Origin of the sequence: Streptomyces caatingaensis, from assembly GCF_001187435.1 — a bacterium.
Lineage (GTDB): Bacteria > Actinomycetota > Actinomycetes > Streptomycetales > Streptomycetaceae > Streptomyces > Streptomyces caatingaensis.
In genome coordinates this window covers 689,110-705,844 of sequence record NZ_LFXA01000009.1, presented here as the reverse complement: position 1 = coordinate 705,844, position 16,735 = coordinate 689,110, and the positions used below count along the sequence as shown (strand labels likewise).

Below are 16,735 nucleotides of genomic sequence, written 5' to 3'. Positions count from 1 at the left end.
AGACCCGGTGATCACCGGCCTCCTACGGTGTCCGGCATGACACCACGCTTCGACTGCATCGGCCTCGTCGTCGCCGACATGCCCGCGTCACTCGCCTTCTACCGCCGGCTGGGTCTCCGACTCCCCGCCTCCGCCGACCGGTCGCCGCACGTGGAACACGTCCTGCCCGGCGGCCTGCGGCTCTTGTGGGACGCCGCCCCCTCCCCCGGCCCGGCGGCGGGACGCGTCGCCCTCGGCTTCGCCTGCGCCACGACGGAGGAAGTGGACCGGGTGTACGGGGAGTTGGTGGCGGCGGGCCACACGGGAAGGTCCGCACCATGGGACGCGGTGTGGGGACAGCGCTACGCCGTCGTCCTCGACCCGGACGGGAACGCGGTGGATCTCTTCGCGCCGCTCGGCGGTACGGCGCGGTAGCTGCCTCCCCCCGCCCCCAGAGGGGGCACGCTCAGCGCGTCAGCGCACCCAGCGGTACCCCCGCCAACGCCCGCACCTCCCGCGCGAGGTGCGCCTGGTCCGCGTAGCCGCACACCGCCGCGACCTCCGCGAACGCGAGCCCGCGGCGGGCCAGCCGTACGGCCCGTCGCATGCGCAGCACGCGCGCGAGGGTCTTCGGGCCGTAGCCGAAGGAGCGCAGGGCCCGGCGGTGGAGCTGGCGTTCGCTGATGGCCAGGCGGGCGGCGAGGGCGGAGACGGGCTCGCCGCGCCCGGCGGAGGCGACGACCTCGGCGGTCCAGGGGTCGGGGGGAGCCGCGCCCACCGCCTCCTCCAGCACCCGCCCCGGAGCACCCGCTTCCGCCATCCGCCGCGCCACCGCCCGCGCACGTCTCCCCGGCCACAGGTCCTCCAGCGGCACCCGCAGATCACGCAGTTCGTGCGCGGGCACGCCGAGCAGCCCCGGGCCGGTGCCGGGCGCGAAGCGCAGGCCGGTGTGGCGCGCGCCGGGGACGGCCGCCGGCACGAGATGGGCCCGGGTGTCCGGGCCGGCGACGACGAGGCGGCCGTCCGTCCAGATCAGGTCGACGCAGCCGTCGGGCAGGACGCGCACGGGATCGCCCCCGTCCGCGCGCGTCCAGACGACGGCCCCGGCGACGGCGCCGGAGGCCCGCTCCCGGTAGGTCACTACGGCGACTCCCGCAGGTAGAGCGCCCCGCAGGAGTGACAGATGGGCACCTTGCCGGTGCCCCAGAGGTCCACGGACCGCACCGCCGAGGCGGGGTCGAGGTCACGGCCGCACATGGCGGTGGAACCGGTGCCGCGGACGACGTGCCAGGTCTTGACCGAGGGGTCGTCGTCCCCGGGTGAGCTGCCGTCCGCGTACTCCGCGCGCAACTCGTGCTCCATTCGGCACACCTCCTCCTCGTCGGTCCGTCCCGACCAACGATGCTCCGGACGGGGCCGGGGCGCCACCGGTCAGAAGACGGACCAGCCGGTCAGCGTGGTGAAGTGGTCCAGCGCCGCGACGCCGGCGACGGAGTTGCCCCGCGAGTCGAGCCCGGGGCTCCAGACGCACAGCGTGCAGCGTCCCGGTATGACGGCGACGATGCCGCCGCCGACCCCGCTTTTGCCCGGCAGGCCCACCCGGTATGCGAAGTCGCCGGCGGCGTCGTAGGTGCCGCAGGTCAGCATGACCGCGTTGACCTGCTTCGCCTCGCGCCGCGGGAGCAGCCGGGTGCCGTCGGCGCGCAGCCCGTGCCGGGCCAGGAAGCCGCCGGCGACGGCCAGGTCGCGGCAGCTCATCTCGACGGAGCACTGCCAGAAGTAGTGCTCCAGGACGGTGGAGACGGGGTTGTCGAGGTTGCCGTAGCTGGCCATGAAGTGGGCGAGGGCCGCGTTGCGGTCGCCGTGCTCGGCCTCGGACTTGGCGACGACCGGGTCGAAGGCGACGTCCGGGTTGCCGCTCTCGGCGCGCAGGAACTCCAGCATCGTCGTGCTGGCGTCACCGGTCAGCGTCTGGAGCCGGTCGGTGACGACGAGCGCGCCGGCGTTGATGAACGGATTGCGCGGAATGCCGTTCTCGTATTCGAGCTGCACCAGGGAGTTGAAGGCGTTTCCGGACGGTTCGGTGCCCACCCGCTCCCAGATCTTGTTGCCGCCCTCGGCGAGGACGAGCGCCAGGGCGAAGGCCTTGGAGATCGACTGGACGGAGAACGGCCGCCGCCAGTCCCCCACGCCGTACACCCCGCCGTCGACGTCGGCGACCGCCATGCCGAACTGCGCGGGATCCACGTCCGCGAGGGCCGGGATGTACTGCGCCGCCTGCCCGCGGCCGACCAGCGGGCGGGCGAACGCGGCGACCTCTTCGAGGACGGCCTGGTAGTCCACGGGCGGTGCGCTTTCTGTTTCCGTACGGACGTGCGTGCTCCGGCCTGCGGCCGAATCGGCTCGCACGATATCCGAACGCCCGGACCACCTGCGAACTTTTCGGTACAACGGGGCCATTCAGGCGTACGCGACAGGGCTTGCGCCACCGGACCGCCAAGGAGCAAGGCCGTGGCCGCACCCATGTCCGCGGACGCCTTCCTCGCCGCCCTGCGCGCGGAGGACGCCGGCGTCGTCGAGGTGCCCGGCTGGCGCACCCACAGCCGGGCCGGGCACGGGCCCTGGGGCCCGGTGCACGGCGTGGTGATCCACCACACCGCCACCTCCGGCACCGAGACCACCGTCAAGCTCTGCTGGAACGGCACACCGGTGCTGCCGGGCCCGCTGTGCCACGCCGTCGTCGCCAAGGACGGCCGCGTCCACCTCGTCGGCTGCGGCCGCGCCAACCACGCCGGCGGCGGGGACGGGGACGTGCTGCGCGCCGTGATCGCGGAGAAGCGGCTGCCGCCCGTGCGGAAGTCCGACACCGACGGCAACACGCACTTCTACGGCTTCGAGTGCGTGAACCTCGGGGACGGCCACGACCCGTGGCCCGCGGCCCAGCTGGCGGCCGTCGAACGGGCGGCGGCCGCGGTCTGCCGGCACCACGGGTGGAGCGAGCGGTCGGTCATCGGACACCACGAGTGGCGGCCGGGGAAGGTGGACCCCCGCGGCTTCGCCATGGACGAGCTGCGGGAACGGATCCGCGCGCGCCTGAAGTGACCCGGCGCGGCACGTGACAATGGGTGCGTGACCAGCGCGCCCGTGCCCGACCTCGCCGCCCTGCGGCCCCGGCTGCCCTCGCCCGTCGAGGAGGTGGCGGACGAGCGGTTCGCCCGGCGCGGCGTACGGCTGCTGCTCAAGCGGGACGATCTGATACATCCCCGGCTGCCCGGCAACAAGTGGCGCAAGCTGGAGCCGAACCTGCTGGCCGCGGCCGCCTCCGGGCGGCGCACCCTGCTCACCTTCGGCGGCGCCTACTCCAACCACCTGCGCGCCACGGCCGCCGCCGGCCGGCTCCTCGGCTTCGCCACGGTCGGGATCGTCCGCGGCGACGAGCTGGCCGACCGGCCGCTCAACTGGTCGCTGGCCCGGTGCGCCGCGGACGGCATGGAGCTGCGCTTCGTGTCCCGCGCGACGTACCGGCGCAAGACGGAGCCCTCCGTCCTCTCCTCGCTCGGCGCCGACGACTGCTTCGTCGTCCCCGAGGGCGGCAGCAACGCGGCCGCCGCCCGCGGGTGCGCGGCCCTCGGCGCGGAACTGCGCGGTGTCGCCGACGTCGTGGGCGTCGCCTGCGGGACGGGGGGCACGCTGGCCGGCCTCGCCGCCGGGCTGGACGGGGGCGGGGGGCGGGCGATCGGCTTCCCCGTCCTGCGCGGGGGCTTCCTCGGCGCCGAGGTCGCCCGCCTCCAGGAGGCGGCCTTCGGCTGCCGCCGGGGCGAGTGGACCCTGGACGACCGCTTCCACGGCGGCGGGTACGCGCGCGTGCCGCCCGGGCTCGCCGCCTTCGCGGACGACTTCGAGGACCGGCACGGGGTGCCGCTGGAGCGGCTGTACGTCGCGAAGGCGCTCTTCGGTCTGACGACGCTGGTGGAGGAGGGCGCGTTCGCGCCCGGGACGAGGGTGGCGGCGGTGATCACGGGCGCGCCGTCGTAGGGGGGCCGGGGCTCAGTCCCCCTCCTCCCGGTACGCGGCCGCCTCCTCCAGATCCAGCCGCCGCAGCAGCGCCCGCAGCATCTCGTCGTCGATCCGCCGCGCGTCCCGCAGGGACACGAAGACGGCCCGCTCCGCCCCGATGACCTCGCGCGTCAGCCGGCGGTACGTGTCGTCGGCGGACTCGCCGGTCGTCCCGTGGACGGCCCCCAGCCGCTCCCACACCGCGTTGCGGCGCCGTTCCAGGACGGCGCGGAGGCGGTCGGCGAGCGGCTGCGGCAGCGCGTTGCGCTCGTCGGCGAGGAGTTCGTCGAGGCGGCGCTCGGCCGCGGCCGAGGCGGCGCTCTGCGCCTGCGCCTCCGCGAGCGTCGCGGCACGCGCGTCCCGCGAGGGCAGCCGCAGCGCCCGGATCAGCGGCGGCAGACTCAGCCCCTGGACGACGAGCGTGCCGATCACCGTGGTGAAGGTGAGGAAGAGGACCACGTTCCGGGCCGGCGCGGTCGCCGGGACCGAGAAGGCGATGGCCAGCGAGACGACGCCCCGCATGCCGGCCCAGGAGACGACGAGCGCGGCCCGCCCCGTCACGTCCGGCTCGCGCTCGCGCAGCCGCGCCGACAGCGCCCGCGGCAGGAACGTGGCGGGATAGACCCAGACGAAGCGGGCGGCCACCACCGCGAGGAAGACCACGACCGCGTACCACGCCGCCTCCCCGGGCCCGTAGGCGTCCAGTCCCCGCAGGACGACGCGGAGTTGGAGGCCGATGAGGGCGAACACGGCGGATTCCAGGAGGAAGGAGACCATCCGCCAGACCGCCGCCTCCTGGAGCCGGGTCGCGAAGTCGACCTGCCAGGACCGGTGTCCGAGGTAGAGGCCGACGACCACGACGGCGAGCACCCCGGACGCGCCGGCCTGTTCGGCGGCGCCGTAGGCGACGAACGGGATGAGCAGCGACAGCGTGTTCTGGAGCAGCGGCTCGCGCAGATGCGTGCGCAGCCAGTGCAGCGGCACCATGAGGACGAGTCCGACGCCGACCCCGCCGACCGCCGCGACCGCGAACTCCCGTACGCCGCCCGCCCAGGTGGCGCCCTCGCCCAGGGCCGCGGCGAGGGCGACCTTGTACGCGGTGATGGCGGTGGCGTCGTTCACGAGCGACTCGCCCTGGAGGATGGTGGTGATGCGGGACGGCAGGCCGAGCCGGCGCGCGACGGCGGTGGCGGCGACCGCGTCCGGCGGCGCGACGACCGCGCCCAGCACGAGCGCGGCCGTCGGCGGCAGTCCCGGCACGAGCAGGAAGGCGACGGCGCCGACGGCGAGCGTGGCGAAGAGGACGTAGCCGACGGAGAGCAGCGCCACCGGCCGCGCGTTGGCGCGCAGATCGAGGTACGAGCTGTCGAGCGCGGCGGTGTGCAGCAGCGGCGGCAGCACCAGCGGCAGGACGACGTGCGGGTCCAGGGTGTAGTCGGGGACGCCGGGCAGGTAGGAGACGGCGAGGCCCGCGGCGACCAGGGCCAGCGGCGCGGACACCGGGGTCCGGCGGGCGGCGCCGGCGACGGCGGCGCTCCCCGCGACCAGCGCCAGCAGCGGCATGACGTCCATCGTGCGGCTCCCTCGGTCCTCCGCCGGGCGTTCCGATGGGGCCATCATGAGCGAGCGTCCGCTCCGGGGCGGGCCGCCGCGCCCCGCGTCCGGGCCGCCGGGCGGGCGCCCGGTGTCGTGGCCGCCCGCTAGCATGCACCCATGATCCGAGCCGCGTCGCCCGCCGACGTCCCCGTCATCCACGCGATGATCCGTGAACTCGCCGCGTACGAACGGGCGGTGGAGGAGGCGCGCGCCTCGGAGGAGCAGCTGCGCGAGGCCCTCTTCGGGGCGCATCCGGCCGTCTTCGCGCTGATAGCGGAGAGTGACGACGCCCCGGGCGAGCCGGTGGGCTTCGCGCTCTGGTTCCGCAACTTCTCCACCTGGACGGGCACGCACGGTATCCATCTGGAGGACCTCTACGTGCGCCCCGAGGCGCGCGGCGGCGGCCACGGGCGGGCGCTCCTCGCGGAGCTGGCGCGGATCTGCGTGGAGCGCGGCTACCAGCGTTTCGAATGGTCAGTGCTGGACTGGAACGAACCCTCGATCCGCTTCTACAAGTCCCTCGGCGCGGAGCCCCTGGACGAGTGGACGGGGCAGAGGCTGTCCGGCGGAGCGCTCCACGCCCTTGCGGCACTCGCGCAGAGTGACGAAAATCCCAACAGGGCGTCTTCTCTTTCGAATTGAGACCGCAGACCCCTAGCCACTTTCCGTGCTCATGGGCTTACCATGAGTGACAGTCATGGGCCTGCGGCGCTGACCGGCGGATCGCGATAGCGTCGCTGCCGGAACAACCGACGCGGCGGCCCGCGCCGTCTCCTCCCGGAGGGGTGCGCGGCCGACGCCCGTAACAGCTCAAGAAGCTTGTGCCACCTTGGAGGTGAGGGTGTCCCCCATCGCAGGCGAGCCTGGGGCGACCCAGGACTTCGTGGAAGTCCGGCTGCCCGCTGCGGGTGCCTACCTGTCGGTGCTGCGGACGGCGACAGCCGGCCTCGCGGCCCGCCTGGACTTCACCCTCGACGAAATCGAGGACCTGCGCATCGCCGTGGACGAGGCGTGCGCGATCCTGCTGCAACAGGCCGTTCCCGGCTCGGTGCTGAGCTGCGTCTTCCGCCTGGTCGGCGACGCTCTGCGGGTGACGGTCTCGGCACCCACCACGGACGGCCGCGCGCCCGAGCGCGACACCTTCGCCTGGACGGTGCTCTCCGCCCTGGCCGGCGAGGTCGAGTCCACCGTCGCGGAGGACCGCACGGTCAGCATCAGCCTGCACAAGAAGCGCGGCGCCGGCCCCGGGCAGCCGTGACGGAAGAGGGGGCTCCGTGAGTACTGCATCGTCGCGGGAAGTGCGTACCCCGGCCATCCCGCAGCAGCCTGCCCGGCAGCGTCCGGGGAGCGCGGCGGCCCTGGAGCCGGACCAGGCGAGTGACCGACCGGAGCGGGCGGACCACATGGATCAGCAGCAGCACCAGCAGCGGCAGGAGCGGCCGCACGACCGCAGCGGAGCACGGGCCCTCTTCGTCCGGCTGCGCTCGCTCCCGGACGGCTCGCCGGAGCGCGCGGAGCTGCGCAACCACCTGGTGCGGATGCACCTCCCGCTGGTGGAGCACCTGGCCCGGCGCTTCCGCAACCGCGGCGAGCCGCTGGACGACCTGACCCAGGTCGCGACGATCGGCCTGATCAAGTCGGTGGACCGGTTCGACCCGGACCGCGGCGTGGAGTTCTCCACCTATGCGACGCCCACCGTGGTCGGCGAGATCAAGCGGCACTTCCGGGACAAGGGCTGGGCCGTGCGCGTGCCGCGCCGCCTCCAGGAGCTGCGGCTGTCGCTCACCACGGCCACCGCCGAGCTCTCGCAGCGGCACGGCCGCGCCCCCACGGTCCACGAGCTGGCCGAGCACCTGGGCATCTCCGAGGAGGAGGTGCTGGAGGGCCTGGAGTCGGCCAACGCCTACAGCACCCTCTCCCTGGACGTCCCGGACACGGACGACGAGTCGCCCGCCGTCGCCGACACCCTCGGCGCGGAGGACGAGGCCCTGGAGGGGGTCGAGTACCGCGAGTCCCTCAAGCCGCTGCTGGAGGATCTGCCGCCGCGCGAGAAGAAGATCCTCCTGCTGCGGTTCTTCGGCAACATGACGCAGTCGCAGATCGCGCAGGAGGTCGGCATCTCCCAGATGCACGTCTCCCGGCTGCTCGCCCGCACCCTCGCCCAGCTCCGCGACCGCCTGCTCGTCGAGGAGTAGGCGGCCGGGGCCGGGTCGGGAGGCGGGGTCAGGAGGCGCGCGGGCCGATGCCCAGGGCCTCGGTCGCCGTCGGGTTCACCAGCAGCACCAGGGTGGCCACGGCCGCCAGGGCGAGCAGCACACCGGCCGCGATCATCGCGCCGCCGGTGCTGAACAGCGTCCAGGCCACGGGGAGCGCCATGAGCTGGGTGATCAGCGCGGGGCCCCGGCTCCAGCGGCGGCGCAGCCACAGGCCGCGGGCGGCGCACAGCGGCAGCAGGGCCAGGACGAGCACGGTGAGCCCGCCCAGCTCGGCCTGCTGGGGGCTGTCCGGCTTCCCCAGCAGCCCCATCACCAGCATGTACACCCCGCCGGCGACCAGGGCCGCGCCCTCCAGGCCGGTGAGCGCCGCGGCGGCGGTCAGCCGGGCGGGCCGCTCCCCCGCGGGCTCGGGAGCGGCAGGGGCCTTGCTCTGCGCGCCGGTCTGCCCGGGGGCCCGCTCCCGGCCGCGCTCGCGGGACGCGCTCTTCCGGGCGGACTTCGACGCGGACTGCTTGCTGCTCATAACGGCAGGGTAGCCCCGCCCCGTCCGGACGCGGCCCCCGGCGGCGGAACCCCGCCGGACCCGCCCACCGGTCGCACGACGCCACCGGGCGGCCGGCGCGGACCTGAGGTGGGTCGTGTACCGACAGGTAGGTAGGCTGGCGCGCATGCGTGCGCTTCTCGTGGTCAACCCTTCGGCCACCACCACCAGTGCCCGTACGCGCGATGTCCTGGTGCACGCGCTGGCCAGCGACCTCAAGCTGGAGGTGGCCACCACCGAGTACCGCGGGCACGCCCGCGACCTGGCCCGGGCGGCCGCCGAGAGCGGGAACACCGAGCTGGTGGTGGCGCTCGGCGGCGACGGCACGGTCAACGAGGTGGTCAACGGGCTGCTGCACCGCGGCCCCGACCCGGAGGGCCTGCCGCGGCTGGCCGTGGTCCCCGGCGGCTCCACCAACGTCTTCGCCCGGGCGCTGGGCCTGCCCAACGACGCCGTCGAGGCGACCGGGGCCCTGCTGGACGCCCTGCGGGAGGACAGCGGCCGCACCATCGGCCTCGGCCACGCCGCCGGCACCCCGGGCACCGAGGACGAGGGGGTGCCCGGCCGCTGGTTCACCTTCTGCGCGGGCTTCGGCTTCGACGCCGGTGTGGTCGGGCGCGTGGAGCAGCAGCGGGAGCGCGGCAAACGTTCGACGCATTCCCTGTACGTGCGACAGTTCATGCGTCAGTTCCTGGGCGAGTCCAACCGCCGGCACGGGACGATCACGCTCGAACGGCCGGGCGAGGAGCCACTCGCGAATCTCGTCTTGTCGATAATCTGCAACACCTCGCCGTGGACGTACTTCGGCAACCGGCCGATCTACGCGCTGCCCAAGGCGTCCTTCGACACCGCTCTTGACGTGCTGGGACTCACCAGGCTCTCGACACTGACGGCCGGCCACTACATCAGCCAGCTGCTGACCTCGTCGCCGGAGCGCGGCCCCGAGGGCAGACACGCTGTGTCACTCCATGACCAGGACTCGTTCACCTTGCATTCGCAGGCGCCCCTGCCGTTTCAGATGGACGGAGACCACCTCGGACTGCGTACGAGCGTGACGTTCACAGGCGTTCGCCGTGCACTGCGTGTGATTGTGTGAGTGCCAGGGCCTAAAGTCCTTCCAGTCGAACGTTTAGCCTGGGTTCCACCCCCTGGAAGTACGGCTGTGACCTAGCCGACACCGAGGAATCAAAAAAAACTTTCCAGAAGGGGTTGTATCCACCGCCGAGGTTTGCGAGTCTCTTCATGGCGATCGGGACGGCCACTCATCTCGGCTTCCCGGATTGCCCGAACCCCCTCTCTCTTTCCTGGACCGCTGCCAGTCGTGCGACTCTGCGTCGGCCCTTCCCTTGCGGGGGGATTCGTGAAAGCGTTCACATTCACAAGCCACGTAGCCGCAACAACGAGGAGATGGAGCAGCCATGGACTGGCGTCACAACGCCGTTTGCCGCGAGGAAGACCCCGAGCTGTTCTTCCCCATCGGCAACACCGGTCCTGCGCTGCTGCAGATCGAGGAAGCCAAGGCCGTCTGCCGCCGCTGCCCCGTGATGGAGCAGTGCCTGCAGTGGGCGCTCGAGTCCGGCCAGGACTCCGGCGTCTGGGGTGGCCTCAGCGAGGACGAGCGCCGCGCGATGAAGCGCCGCGCCGCCCGCAACCGGGCGCGCAACGCGACGGCCTGACGCCGCCGCGACGCGACGCATCCCGGCGAGCCCCCTCGGCCCCCGAGCCGCAGCGCGCAGTGTCCCCTCCCCCGGGGACGCCCCCGAGCATCGCACCGTGAAGCGTACGAGCCCCCGGACTCCTGGAGTCCGGGGGCTCGTCGCCGTGCGCGCGCCCGCGCTACTTCTCCGGGCGGACCGGGAGGTCCAGGACCACGCGGGTGCCGCGGCCGGAGGCGGGGAGCATGTCGAAGCGGCCGCCGAGCTCGCCCTCGACGAGGGTGCGGACGATCTGGAGGCCGAGGTTGCCGGCGCGGTGCGGGTCGAAGTCGGCGGGCAGGCCGCGGCCGTCGTCCTGGACGGAGATGAGGAGGCGGGTGTCGGCGCGGGTGCCGCCGCGGACGGCGGTGACCTCGACGGTGCCCTGCTCGCCGGGGCCGAAGCCGTGTTCCAGGGCGTTCTGGAGCAACTCGGTCAGCACCATGGACAGCGGCGTGGCCACCTCCGCGTCCAGGATGCCGAAGCGGCCGGTGCGGCGGGTGCCGACCCGGCCCGGGGAGATCTCGGCGACCATGGCGAGCACCCGGTCGGCGATCTCGTCGAACTCGACCCGTTCGTCCAGGTTCTGGGAGAGCGTCTCGTGGACGATGGCGATCGAGCCGACCCGGCGGACGGCCTCCTCCAGCGCCTCGCGGCCCTCCGGGGAACCGATCCTGCGGGCCTGCAGGCGCAACAGCGCGGCCACGGTCTGGAGGTTGTTCTTCACCCGGTGGTGGATCTCCCGGATGGTCGCGTCCTTGGTGATCAATTCGCGCTCGCGCCGCCGCAGTTCGGTGACGTCGCGCAGCAGCACGAGTGAACCGATGTGGCTGCCCTTGGGTTTGAGGGGGATGACCCGCAGCTGGATGACCCCGCCGTTGGCCTCGACCTCGAACTCGCGCGGCGCCCAGCCGCTGGCCAGCTTGGCCAGGCCCTCGTCCACCGGTGCCCGTGAGGGCGCCAACTGAGCGGTGGTCTCGCCCAGATGATGCCCGACGAGGTCGGCGGCGAGGCCGAGCCGGTGGTAGGCGGAGAGCGCGTTGGGGCTGGCGTACTGGACGACGCCGTCCGCGTCGAGGCGGACCATGCCGTCGCCGGCGCGCGGCGAGGCGTCCATGTCGACTTGTTGCCCCGGGAAGGGGAACGCGCCGTTGGCGATCATCTGCGCGAGGTCGGAGGCGCTCTGGAGGTAGGTGAGCTCCAGGCGGCTGGGGGTGCGGACGGTGAGCAGATTGGTGTTGCGGGCGATCACGCCGAGCACCCGCCCGTCGCGGCGGACCGGGATCGACTCGACGCGGACGGGCACCTCCTCGCGCCACTCCGGGTCGCCCTCGCGCACGATCCGGCCCTCGTCGAGCGCCGCGTCGAGCATGGGCCGCCGGCCGCGCGGGACCAGGTGGCCGACCATGTCGTTCTGGTACGAGGTGGGGCCGGTGTTGGGCCGCATCTGGGCGACGGAGACGTAGCGGGTGCCGTCCCGGGTGGGGATCCACAGCACCAGGTCGGCGAAGGAGAGGTCGGAGAGCAGCTGCCACTCCGAGACCAGCAGGTGCAGCCACTCGAGGTCGGAGTCGTCGAGCGCGGTGTGCTGGCGTACGAGGTCGTTCATGGAGGGCACGTGGTGAGCCTAGTTCCTTCCCCGGGGCCACGGCGACGGCCCCGGCCCCGGCCCGGAGCGGGACGCTCCGTGTGCCGGGGCCGGGACGTGCGGTCCGCGGGCGCGCGCTACGCCGCGGCCAGCGCCATGCTGCCCCGCAGCAGGAAGCCGTCGTAGTTCGCGGCGGCGACCTCGCGCAGCTTCTGGCGGTAGGCGCCGAGGCCGCCGAAGTAGAAGAGGACGCGCTTCTCCTTGCCGGGGATGTTCGCCCCGAAGATCCAGGAGTCGATCTTCGAGAAGAGCGTCTGCTCAGCGATCTCCCGGCAGGTCTCCGTCCAGCCGTCCTCCGCCTCGCGGGTGGCCTCGATGGTGGAGTGGCGGCCGTTCTCCACCGCCTTGACCAGCTCCGCGATCCACTCGACGTGGGTCTCGATGCCGGGCGGCAGGTTGGTGAAGGCGCTGTTGGGGCCGAGCACCATGAAGAGGTTGGGGAAGCCGGAGGTGGCGACGCCCAGGTAGGTGCTGGGGCCGTCCGCCCAGTGCTCCCGGATGCTCTCGCCGCCGCGGCCGCGGATGTCGATCTGGTTGTAGCTGCCCTCGACGGCCTCGAAGCCGGTCGCGAAGACCAGGATGTCCAGCTCGTGCTCCACGCCGTCCGCGGTCAGCACGCCCTTGGGCGTGATCTCGACGATCGGGTTCTCCTTGACGCTGACCAGCGAGACGTTGGGGCGGTTGTAGGACTCGTAGTAACCGGCGTTGCAGATGGGGCGCTTGGCGTAGTAGTCGGTGGGGGTGAGCTTCCGGGCCGTCTCCGGGTCCTTCACGATCTCGTGGATCTTGGAGCGGATGAACTCGGCCGCGGCCTTGTTGGCGGACGGGTCCACCGCGATGTCGCAGAAGGTGCCGAACATGAAGCGGAAGCCGTTGCCCTCGTCCCACGCCTCCTGGAAGATCCGCCGGCGCTCCTCCGGGGAGACGCTCATCGTCGGGATCGTGCTCTCCTCGAAGCCGCAGGCGACCATCGAGTTGCGCACCTGGTCCCAGATCCGGTCGTAGTCGGCCTTGGTCGCGGCCACCTGCTCCGGGGTCACCGGGGCGTTGCCGGACGGGACGACGTACTGCGGCGAGCGCTGGAAGACGGTCAGGTGCGCGGCGTTCCGGGACGCCTCGCAGATGAACTGGGTGCCGGTCGAACCGGTGCCGATGACGCCGACCCGCTTGCCGTGCACGGTGACGTCCTCGGGCCAGGCACCGGTGTGGATCAGCCGGCCCTCGAAGGTGTCACGGCCCTTGATGTCCGGGAAGTTGGTCTTCGACAGCGGACCCAGCGCGGTGACGACGTAGCGCGCCGTGTGCGTGGCACCGTCGCTCGTGGTCACCGACCATATGGCGCGCTCCTCGTCGAACACGGCCGACTCCACGGCGGTGTCGAGCTGGATGTCGCGGGCGAGGTCGTGGCGCTCCACCACCTTCTCCAGATAGGCCAGGATGTCGGCCTGCGGCGTGTAGCGGCTCGTCCAGTTCCACTCCTGGAGCATCTCCTTGTCGAAGGAGTAGCGGTAGACGAAGCCCTCGACGTCCGACATGGCGCCGGGGTAGCGGTTCCAGTGCCAGGTGCCGCCGACGCCGCTGCCCTTCTCGAAGGCCCGCACGGTCAGCCCGAGTTCGTTGCGGAGCTTGTGGACCATGTAGATGCCGGCGAACCCCGCGCCGACGACGATGGCGTCGAAATCGGTCTTCACGTTGTCGTTCATCGTGCAACTCCAGTGCGTTGGTATGCGAAGGGGTGTCAGGAGCGGGTGTCAGGACGAAAGGGCCTCGCCCCAGGCCGAGATGACGGCCGTGGCCTGGCGGACGGTGAGCCGGGGGTCGCAGGCGGAGGTGTAGCGGTCGCCCACCCGGGCGAAGCCGCTCTCCCCCACGACGCATTCGGTGACGTCGTCGGGGGTGGTCTCCAGGTGGAGTCCCCCGAGGACGCCGCCGGCGGCCCGCACCGCCGCCACGCAGGCGCGGACCTCCCGGCGCACCGTCCCGACGACCCGGGTCTTGTGGCCGTCCGGGGTGACGACCGTGTTGCCGTGCATGGGGTCGCACAGCCAGATCGCCGGGTGTCCGGCGGCACGGACGGCCTCGACCAGCGGCGGCAGCAGGGCCGCCACCCGGTCCGCGCCCATCCGTGCGATCAGGGTGAGCCGGCCCGGCAGGCGCTCGGGGTCGAGCCGCGCGGCCAGGGCCAGCAGCTCCTCCCGGGTCGTCCGCGGGCCGACCTTGCAGGCCACCGGGTTGGCGACCCGGGCGAGCAGGGCGGCGTGCGGGCCGTCCGGCTGCCGGGTGCGCTCGCCGATCCAGGGCCAGTGGGTCGAGCCGAGGTAGGCGGTGCCGGCCGCGTCGTGCCGCACCATCGGGAGCTCGTAGTCCAGCAGCAGCGCCTCGTGGCTGGTCCACACCCGGGTCTCGCCGTCCGCGCCGCCGGCCGGGCGGTGCCGGTCCAGGTGTCCCACGATGTCGCGCGCCGCCATGTAGCCGGTGAGCAGGCGCAGCGGGTCGGGCCGCCGGGCCTCCTCGGTCGGCTCGGGGCCGTTGACCAGGTGGCCGCGGAAGACCGGGAGGTCGACGCCGCCGACGCGTTCGGTGTCGGCGGAGCGGGGCTTGGCGAACTGGCCGCCGATGCGCCCCACGCGGATCACCGGCCGGCCGGCGACCATCCGGAGGGTGCCGGCCATGACGTCGAGCGCGGCCGCCTTCCGCCCGACGTGGGCGGCGGTGCTCTCCTCCGGGTCCTCCGCGCAGTCCCCGGCCTGGACGACCAGGTACTCGCCCGCCGCCACCCGGGCGAGCAGTCCGCGCAGGGCGTGGACGTCGCGCGCGCCGACCAGCGGCGGACGGGCGGCGAGCGCCTCGCCGGCGCGTACGGCCTGCGCCGGGTCGTCCCACAACGGCTGCTGCAGTGCCGTGTGCGTTCCGGATGCGGGCAGGACGGGATGCATGAGGTTCACGGCTCTCCATCGGTTCGGTGGCTCCCGGTGCGGGCTCCCTCCGCGCGGGACAGCCGAGAGGCTCCGGAAAAAGGGATCGGGCTGCGCTTTTCCTGGTACGGGAATTCCCGGGCACGCGCCGCCCCGGCGGCGGGCCCCGGTGGCCCGTCCGCCCGACGATGCTATTCCCCGGCCCGACCGAAAGAGAAGGACGCGCATTCGCACCACTTCGCAAGACACCCCAGCACAGAAGACGTGTACATGACAAGCCAAAATGCCTTTGCGGAATTCCTCAGGGACTTTCAAAAAAAGCGAATGCGGACCGCCCGGCGGGAATTACCGGACGCGTCGGGACACTACTGCCCTGCGCAAGGAGAGAGACGTCGCTCGACGGAACGTCGTTCACCGGGCGGCCCGCGGCCGGCATCCGGTCAGAGGCCGGGAGCTCCGGCCCGAAGAAGACGGAGCCGAGGACAGACCCCGGCCGTGCACATATCCAGATCGCCGTTCGACGACATCACGGATCCCCCGATCCCCGTTTTTTCGAGCCCACTTCCGGCTCGGCGCCGTGAAGGCGCGGACAAGCCGTTTCGGCTCACTGTTCAACCATGCTGGCAACCGCTCAGGACAGTGTCAAGGGAAAGCGTTCCCCGCCGCACCCCGTCCCCGCGGCGACCGGATTTCGCCCGGTGTCCGACCGGAAAACTTCCGATCAACCGGTTCCGCCGGGATCCTTGAGCGCCATGTTCACCAGGTTTTCCCAGTCGTCGCACCGCTTGAGCACCACCGCGCGGATCAGCGGCACACAGTGCGCGGGAATCGCCTCGGCGATCTTCTCCCACTGGGGCTGGGCCATTTCCGTGGCGAGCAGCATCCGCAGCAGCCACCGGCCGGACTCCGTCGCCCGCAGGGACGGGTCGCGGGCCAGCTTGCGCACGGCGGTCACCGGGTCGAAGGCCGCGGCGCGCGCCTCGTCGCGCGGCTCGAGCGCCTCCACCCGCGAGCGGGGCGGCTCCGGCTGCACCCGGACCTCCTCCACCGGCACGGCGCCGGGGGTCCACTGGGGCAGCGGCGCCGTGGCGAACGCCGGGGTGACGACGGCGGGCACCGCCCGCTCCCCCAACAGCCGCTCGGGGACGGGGTCCTGGCCCCGCCGGACGCGCTCGCGCACGTCCCGCACGGTGCCCACCGACAGCCCCGTGCGCCGGGACAGCTCGCGCAGCGAGATCTCCGCGTCGGCCGCGAGTAACGCCGCGGCGCTGCGCCGGCCCTCGACGGTGCTGATCGGGCGCACCCGCCCGTCCTGCCCCAGCCGGCTGCCGACGATCTCCGGCAGGTCCTTGGCCGAGCGCCGGCGCAGCTTGCCCACGGTCTTCGAACTCAGGCCCGTGCGCTGCGCGATGACCCGGTCCGACCAGTGCGGGTGGCTGATGATGATGCGCTGCGCGGCGGCCCTGCGCTCGTCCAGGGTGAGCGGCAGCCCGTGCCGCACGTTGAGCTGGACGGAGAGGACGAAGGCGTCCGCCTCGCTGCCGTCGAAGAACCGGACGGGGACTTCGGTGCGCCCTCTCATCACGGCGGCCCGCAACCGGTGCATGCCGTCGATGACCCGCATGGTGGGCCGGTGCACCAGCAGCGGGTCGGGGCTGGCGTCGGTCTCGGCGAGCAGACGGACGTGCGCGGGGTCCTCGCGCTGCTCCCGGGGGGAGAGCGAGGGCATGAGATCGGCGATGGGAACGGTCTTCCGCGGAAGGTCGTGAAGGAGCTCCGGCGCCTCCAACAGGGCTTCCGTGGGGATCTGGTCAGCGTCGACTGCGGTGTGGAGTGTCAACGGCCGCAACTTCCTACGTGAGTCCTCGATGATTGCCCAGGCGTACCAGAGAGTAATTCGATTCCCTGTTCCCCGTGCGCAATGTGACGCGATTGACGATCGGACGGCAAAAGTGAACAGCCCCCGTCCGTTTGGGGCGGGGCCGGTAAACCGGGACAGGGAAGCGGAATATCGAATTCGGTGCCGGGCGCCGGGGCCGCACCCCTGCGCCGGACCGGCCGGCCCGCACGGCACACGCTAGGCAAGGACG

Annotated in this window: 17 protein-coding genes; 8 read left to right on the top strand and 9 right to left on the bottom strand. The window is 72.8% G+C overall.

Annotated features, from left to right (window positions below; genetic code table 11):
• Positions 1-36 precede the first annotated feature (36 nt).
• The gene (locus AC230_RS16440; protein ID WP_049716910.1) at positions 37-414 is read left to right on the top strand and encodes a VOC family protein; all 378 of its coding nucleotides are present in this window, start codon (positions 37-39) and stop codon (positions 412-414) included.
• 31 nt (positions 415-445) lie between these two features.
• On the opposite strand, the gene AC230_RS16435 is transcribed toward AC230_RS16440, so the two are convergent.
• The 3 genes from AC230_RS16435 to AC230_RS16425 form a co-directional block, all read right to left on the bottom strand.
• Positions 446-1,120 carry a helix-turn-helix transcriptional regulator gene (locus AC230_RS16435; protein WP_049716909.1) on the bottom strand — a complete coding sequence of 225 codons (675 nt, stop codon included), beginning with the start codon at positions 1,118-1,120 and terminating at the stop codon, positions 446-448.
• Positions 1,120-1,341: a hypothetical protein gene (locus AC230_RS16430; RefSeq protein WP_049716908.1), complete on the bottom strand. Its 222-nt coding sequence runs from the start codon at positions 1,339-1,341 to the stop codon at positions 1,120-1,122. Before AC230_RS16430 ends, AC230_RS16435 begins: the two co-directional genes overlap by 1 nt.
• A gap of 69 nt (positions 1,342-1,410) precedes the next feature.
• Entirely contained in the window at positions 1,411-2,322 is a 912-nt protein-coding gene (locus AC230_RS16425; protein ID WP_049716907.1) for a glutaminase, read from the bottom strand.
• A 180-nt stretch (positions 2,323-2,502) separates the two neighbouring features.
• On the opposite strand from AC230_RS16425, the gene AC230_RS16420 reads away from it, so the two are divergent.
• Together AC230_RS16420 and AC230_RS16415 are read left to right on the top strand one after the other, a co-directional pair.
• Positions 2,503-3,081, top strand: a complete 579-nt coding sequence (locus AC230_RS16420) for an N-acetylmuramoyl-L-alanine amidase (RefSeq protein ID WP_049716906.1) — start codon at positions 2,503-2,505, stop codon at positions 3,079-3,081.
• A gap of 27 nt (positions 3,082-3,108) precedes the next feature.
• Positions 3,109-4,014 (top strand): 1-aminocyclopropane-1-carboxylate deaminase/D-cysteine desulfhydrase, encoded by a 906-nt coding sequence (locus AC230_RS16415; RefSeq protein ID WP_049716905.1) that lies wholly within the window; start codon positions 3,109-3,111, stop codon positions 4,012-4,014.
• A 12-nt stretch (positions 4,015-4,026) separates the two neighbouring features.
• Here the strand turns inward: AC230_RS16415 and AC230_RS16410 are convergent, their stop codons facing one another.
• Positions 4,027-5,607 carry a Na+/H+ antiporter gene (locus AC230_RS16410; protein ID WP_049716904.1) on the bottom strand — a complete coding sequence of 527 codons (1,581 nt, stop codon included), beginning with the start codon at positions 5,605-5,607 and terminating at the stop codon, positions 4,027-4,029.
• 141 nt (positions 5,608-5,748) lie between these two features.
• Between AC230_RS16410 and AC230_RS16405 the strand changes: the two genes are divergently transcribed.
• The 3 genes from AC230_RS16405 to AC230_RS16395 all read left to right on the top strand — a co-directional run bounded on the left by AC230_RS16405 (position 5,749) and on the right by AC230_RS16395 (position 7,826).
• The gene (locus tag AC230_RS16405; RefSeq protein WP_049716903.1) at positions 5,749-6,273 is read left to right on the top strand and encodes a GNAT family N-acetyltransferase; all 525 of its coding nucleotides are present in this window, start codon (positions 5,749-5,751) and stop codon (positions 6,271-6,273) included.
• A gap of 199 nt (positions 6,274-6,472) precedes the next feature.
• The gene (locus AC230_RS16400; RefSeq protein WP_049716902.1) at positions 6,473-6,889 is read left to right on the top strand and encodes an ATP-binding protein; all 417 of its coding nucleotides are present in this window, start codon (positions 6,473-6,475) and stop codon (positions 6,887-6,889) included.
• Positions 6,890-6,905: 16 nt separating this feature from the next.
• A complete protein-coding gene (locus AC230_RS16395; protein ID WP_241833240.1) occupies positions 6,906-7,826 on the top strand; it encodes an RNA polymerase sigma factor SigF in 921 nt (306 codons plus the stop codon).
• Between the two features lie 28 nt (positions 7,827-7,854).
• Here AC230_RS16395 and AC230_RS16390 read toward each other — a convergent pair whose 3' ends face one another.
• Complete coding sequence (locus tag AC230_RS16390) at positions 7,855-8,370, bottom strand: hypothetical protein (RefSeq protein ID WP_049716900.1); 516 nt, start codon at positions 8,368-8,370, stop codon at positions 7,855-7,857.
• 145 nt (positions 8,371-8,515) lie between these two features.
• On the opposite strand from AC230_RS16390, the gene AC230_RS16385 reads away from it, so the two are divergent.
• Both AC230_RS16385 and AC230_RS16380 read left to right on the top strand, forming a co-directional pair.
• Complete coding sequence (locus tag AC230_RS16385; protein WP_049716899.1) at positions 8,516-9,484, top strand: diacylglycerol/lipid kinase family protein; 969 nt, start codon at positions 8,516-8,518, stop codon at positions 9,482-9,484.
• A gap of 322 nt (positions 9,485-9,806) precedes the next feature.
• The gene (locus AC230_RS16380) at positions 9,807-10,064 is read left to right on the top strand and encodes a WhiB family transcriptional regulator (protein WP_004937597.1); all 258 of its coding nucleotides are present in this window, start codon (positions 9,807-9,809) and stop codon (positions 10,062-10,064) included.
• 160 nt (positions 10,065-10,224) lie between these two features.
• Here AC230_RS16380 and AC230_RS16375 read toward each other — a convergent pair whose 3' ends face one another.
• From AC230_RS16375 to AC230_RS16360, 4 genes are all read right to left on the bottom strand, one after another.
• Positions 10,225-11,691 carry a sensor histidine kinase gene (locus tag AC230_RS16375; protein ID WP_049716898.1) on the bottom strand — a complete coding sequence of 489 codons (1,467 nt, stop codon included), beginning with the start codon at positions 11,689-11,691 and terminating at the stop codon, positions 10,225-10,227.
• Between the two features lie 116 nt (positions 11,692-11,807).
• The gene (locus AC230_RS16370; RefSeq protein ID WP_049716897.1) at positions 11,808-13,433 is read right to left on the bottom strand and encodes a flavin-containing monooxygenase; all 1,626 of its coding nucleotides are present in this window, start codon (positions 13,431-13,433) and stop codon (positions 11,808-11,810) included.
• A 48-nt stretch (positions 13,434-13,481) separates the two neighbouring features.
• Entirely contained in the window at positions 13,482-14,666 is a 1,185-nt protein-coding gene (locus AC230_RS16365; RefSeq protein ID WP_049717064.1) for a 3-deoxy-7-phosphoheptulonate synthase, read from the bottom strand.
• A 700-nt stretch (positions 14,667-15,366) separates the two neighbouring features.
• Positions 15,367-16,485, bottom strand: coding sequence for a ParB/RepB/Spo0J family partition protein (locus AC230_RS16360; protein WP_198535537.1), 1,119 nt, complete (start codon positions 16,483-16,485; stop codon positions 15,367-15,369).
• Positions 16,486-16,735 lie beyond the last annotated feature (250 nt).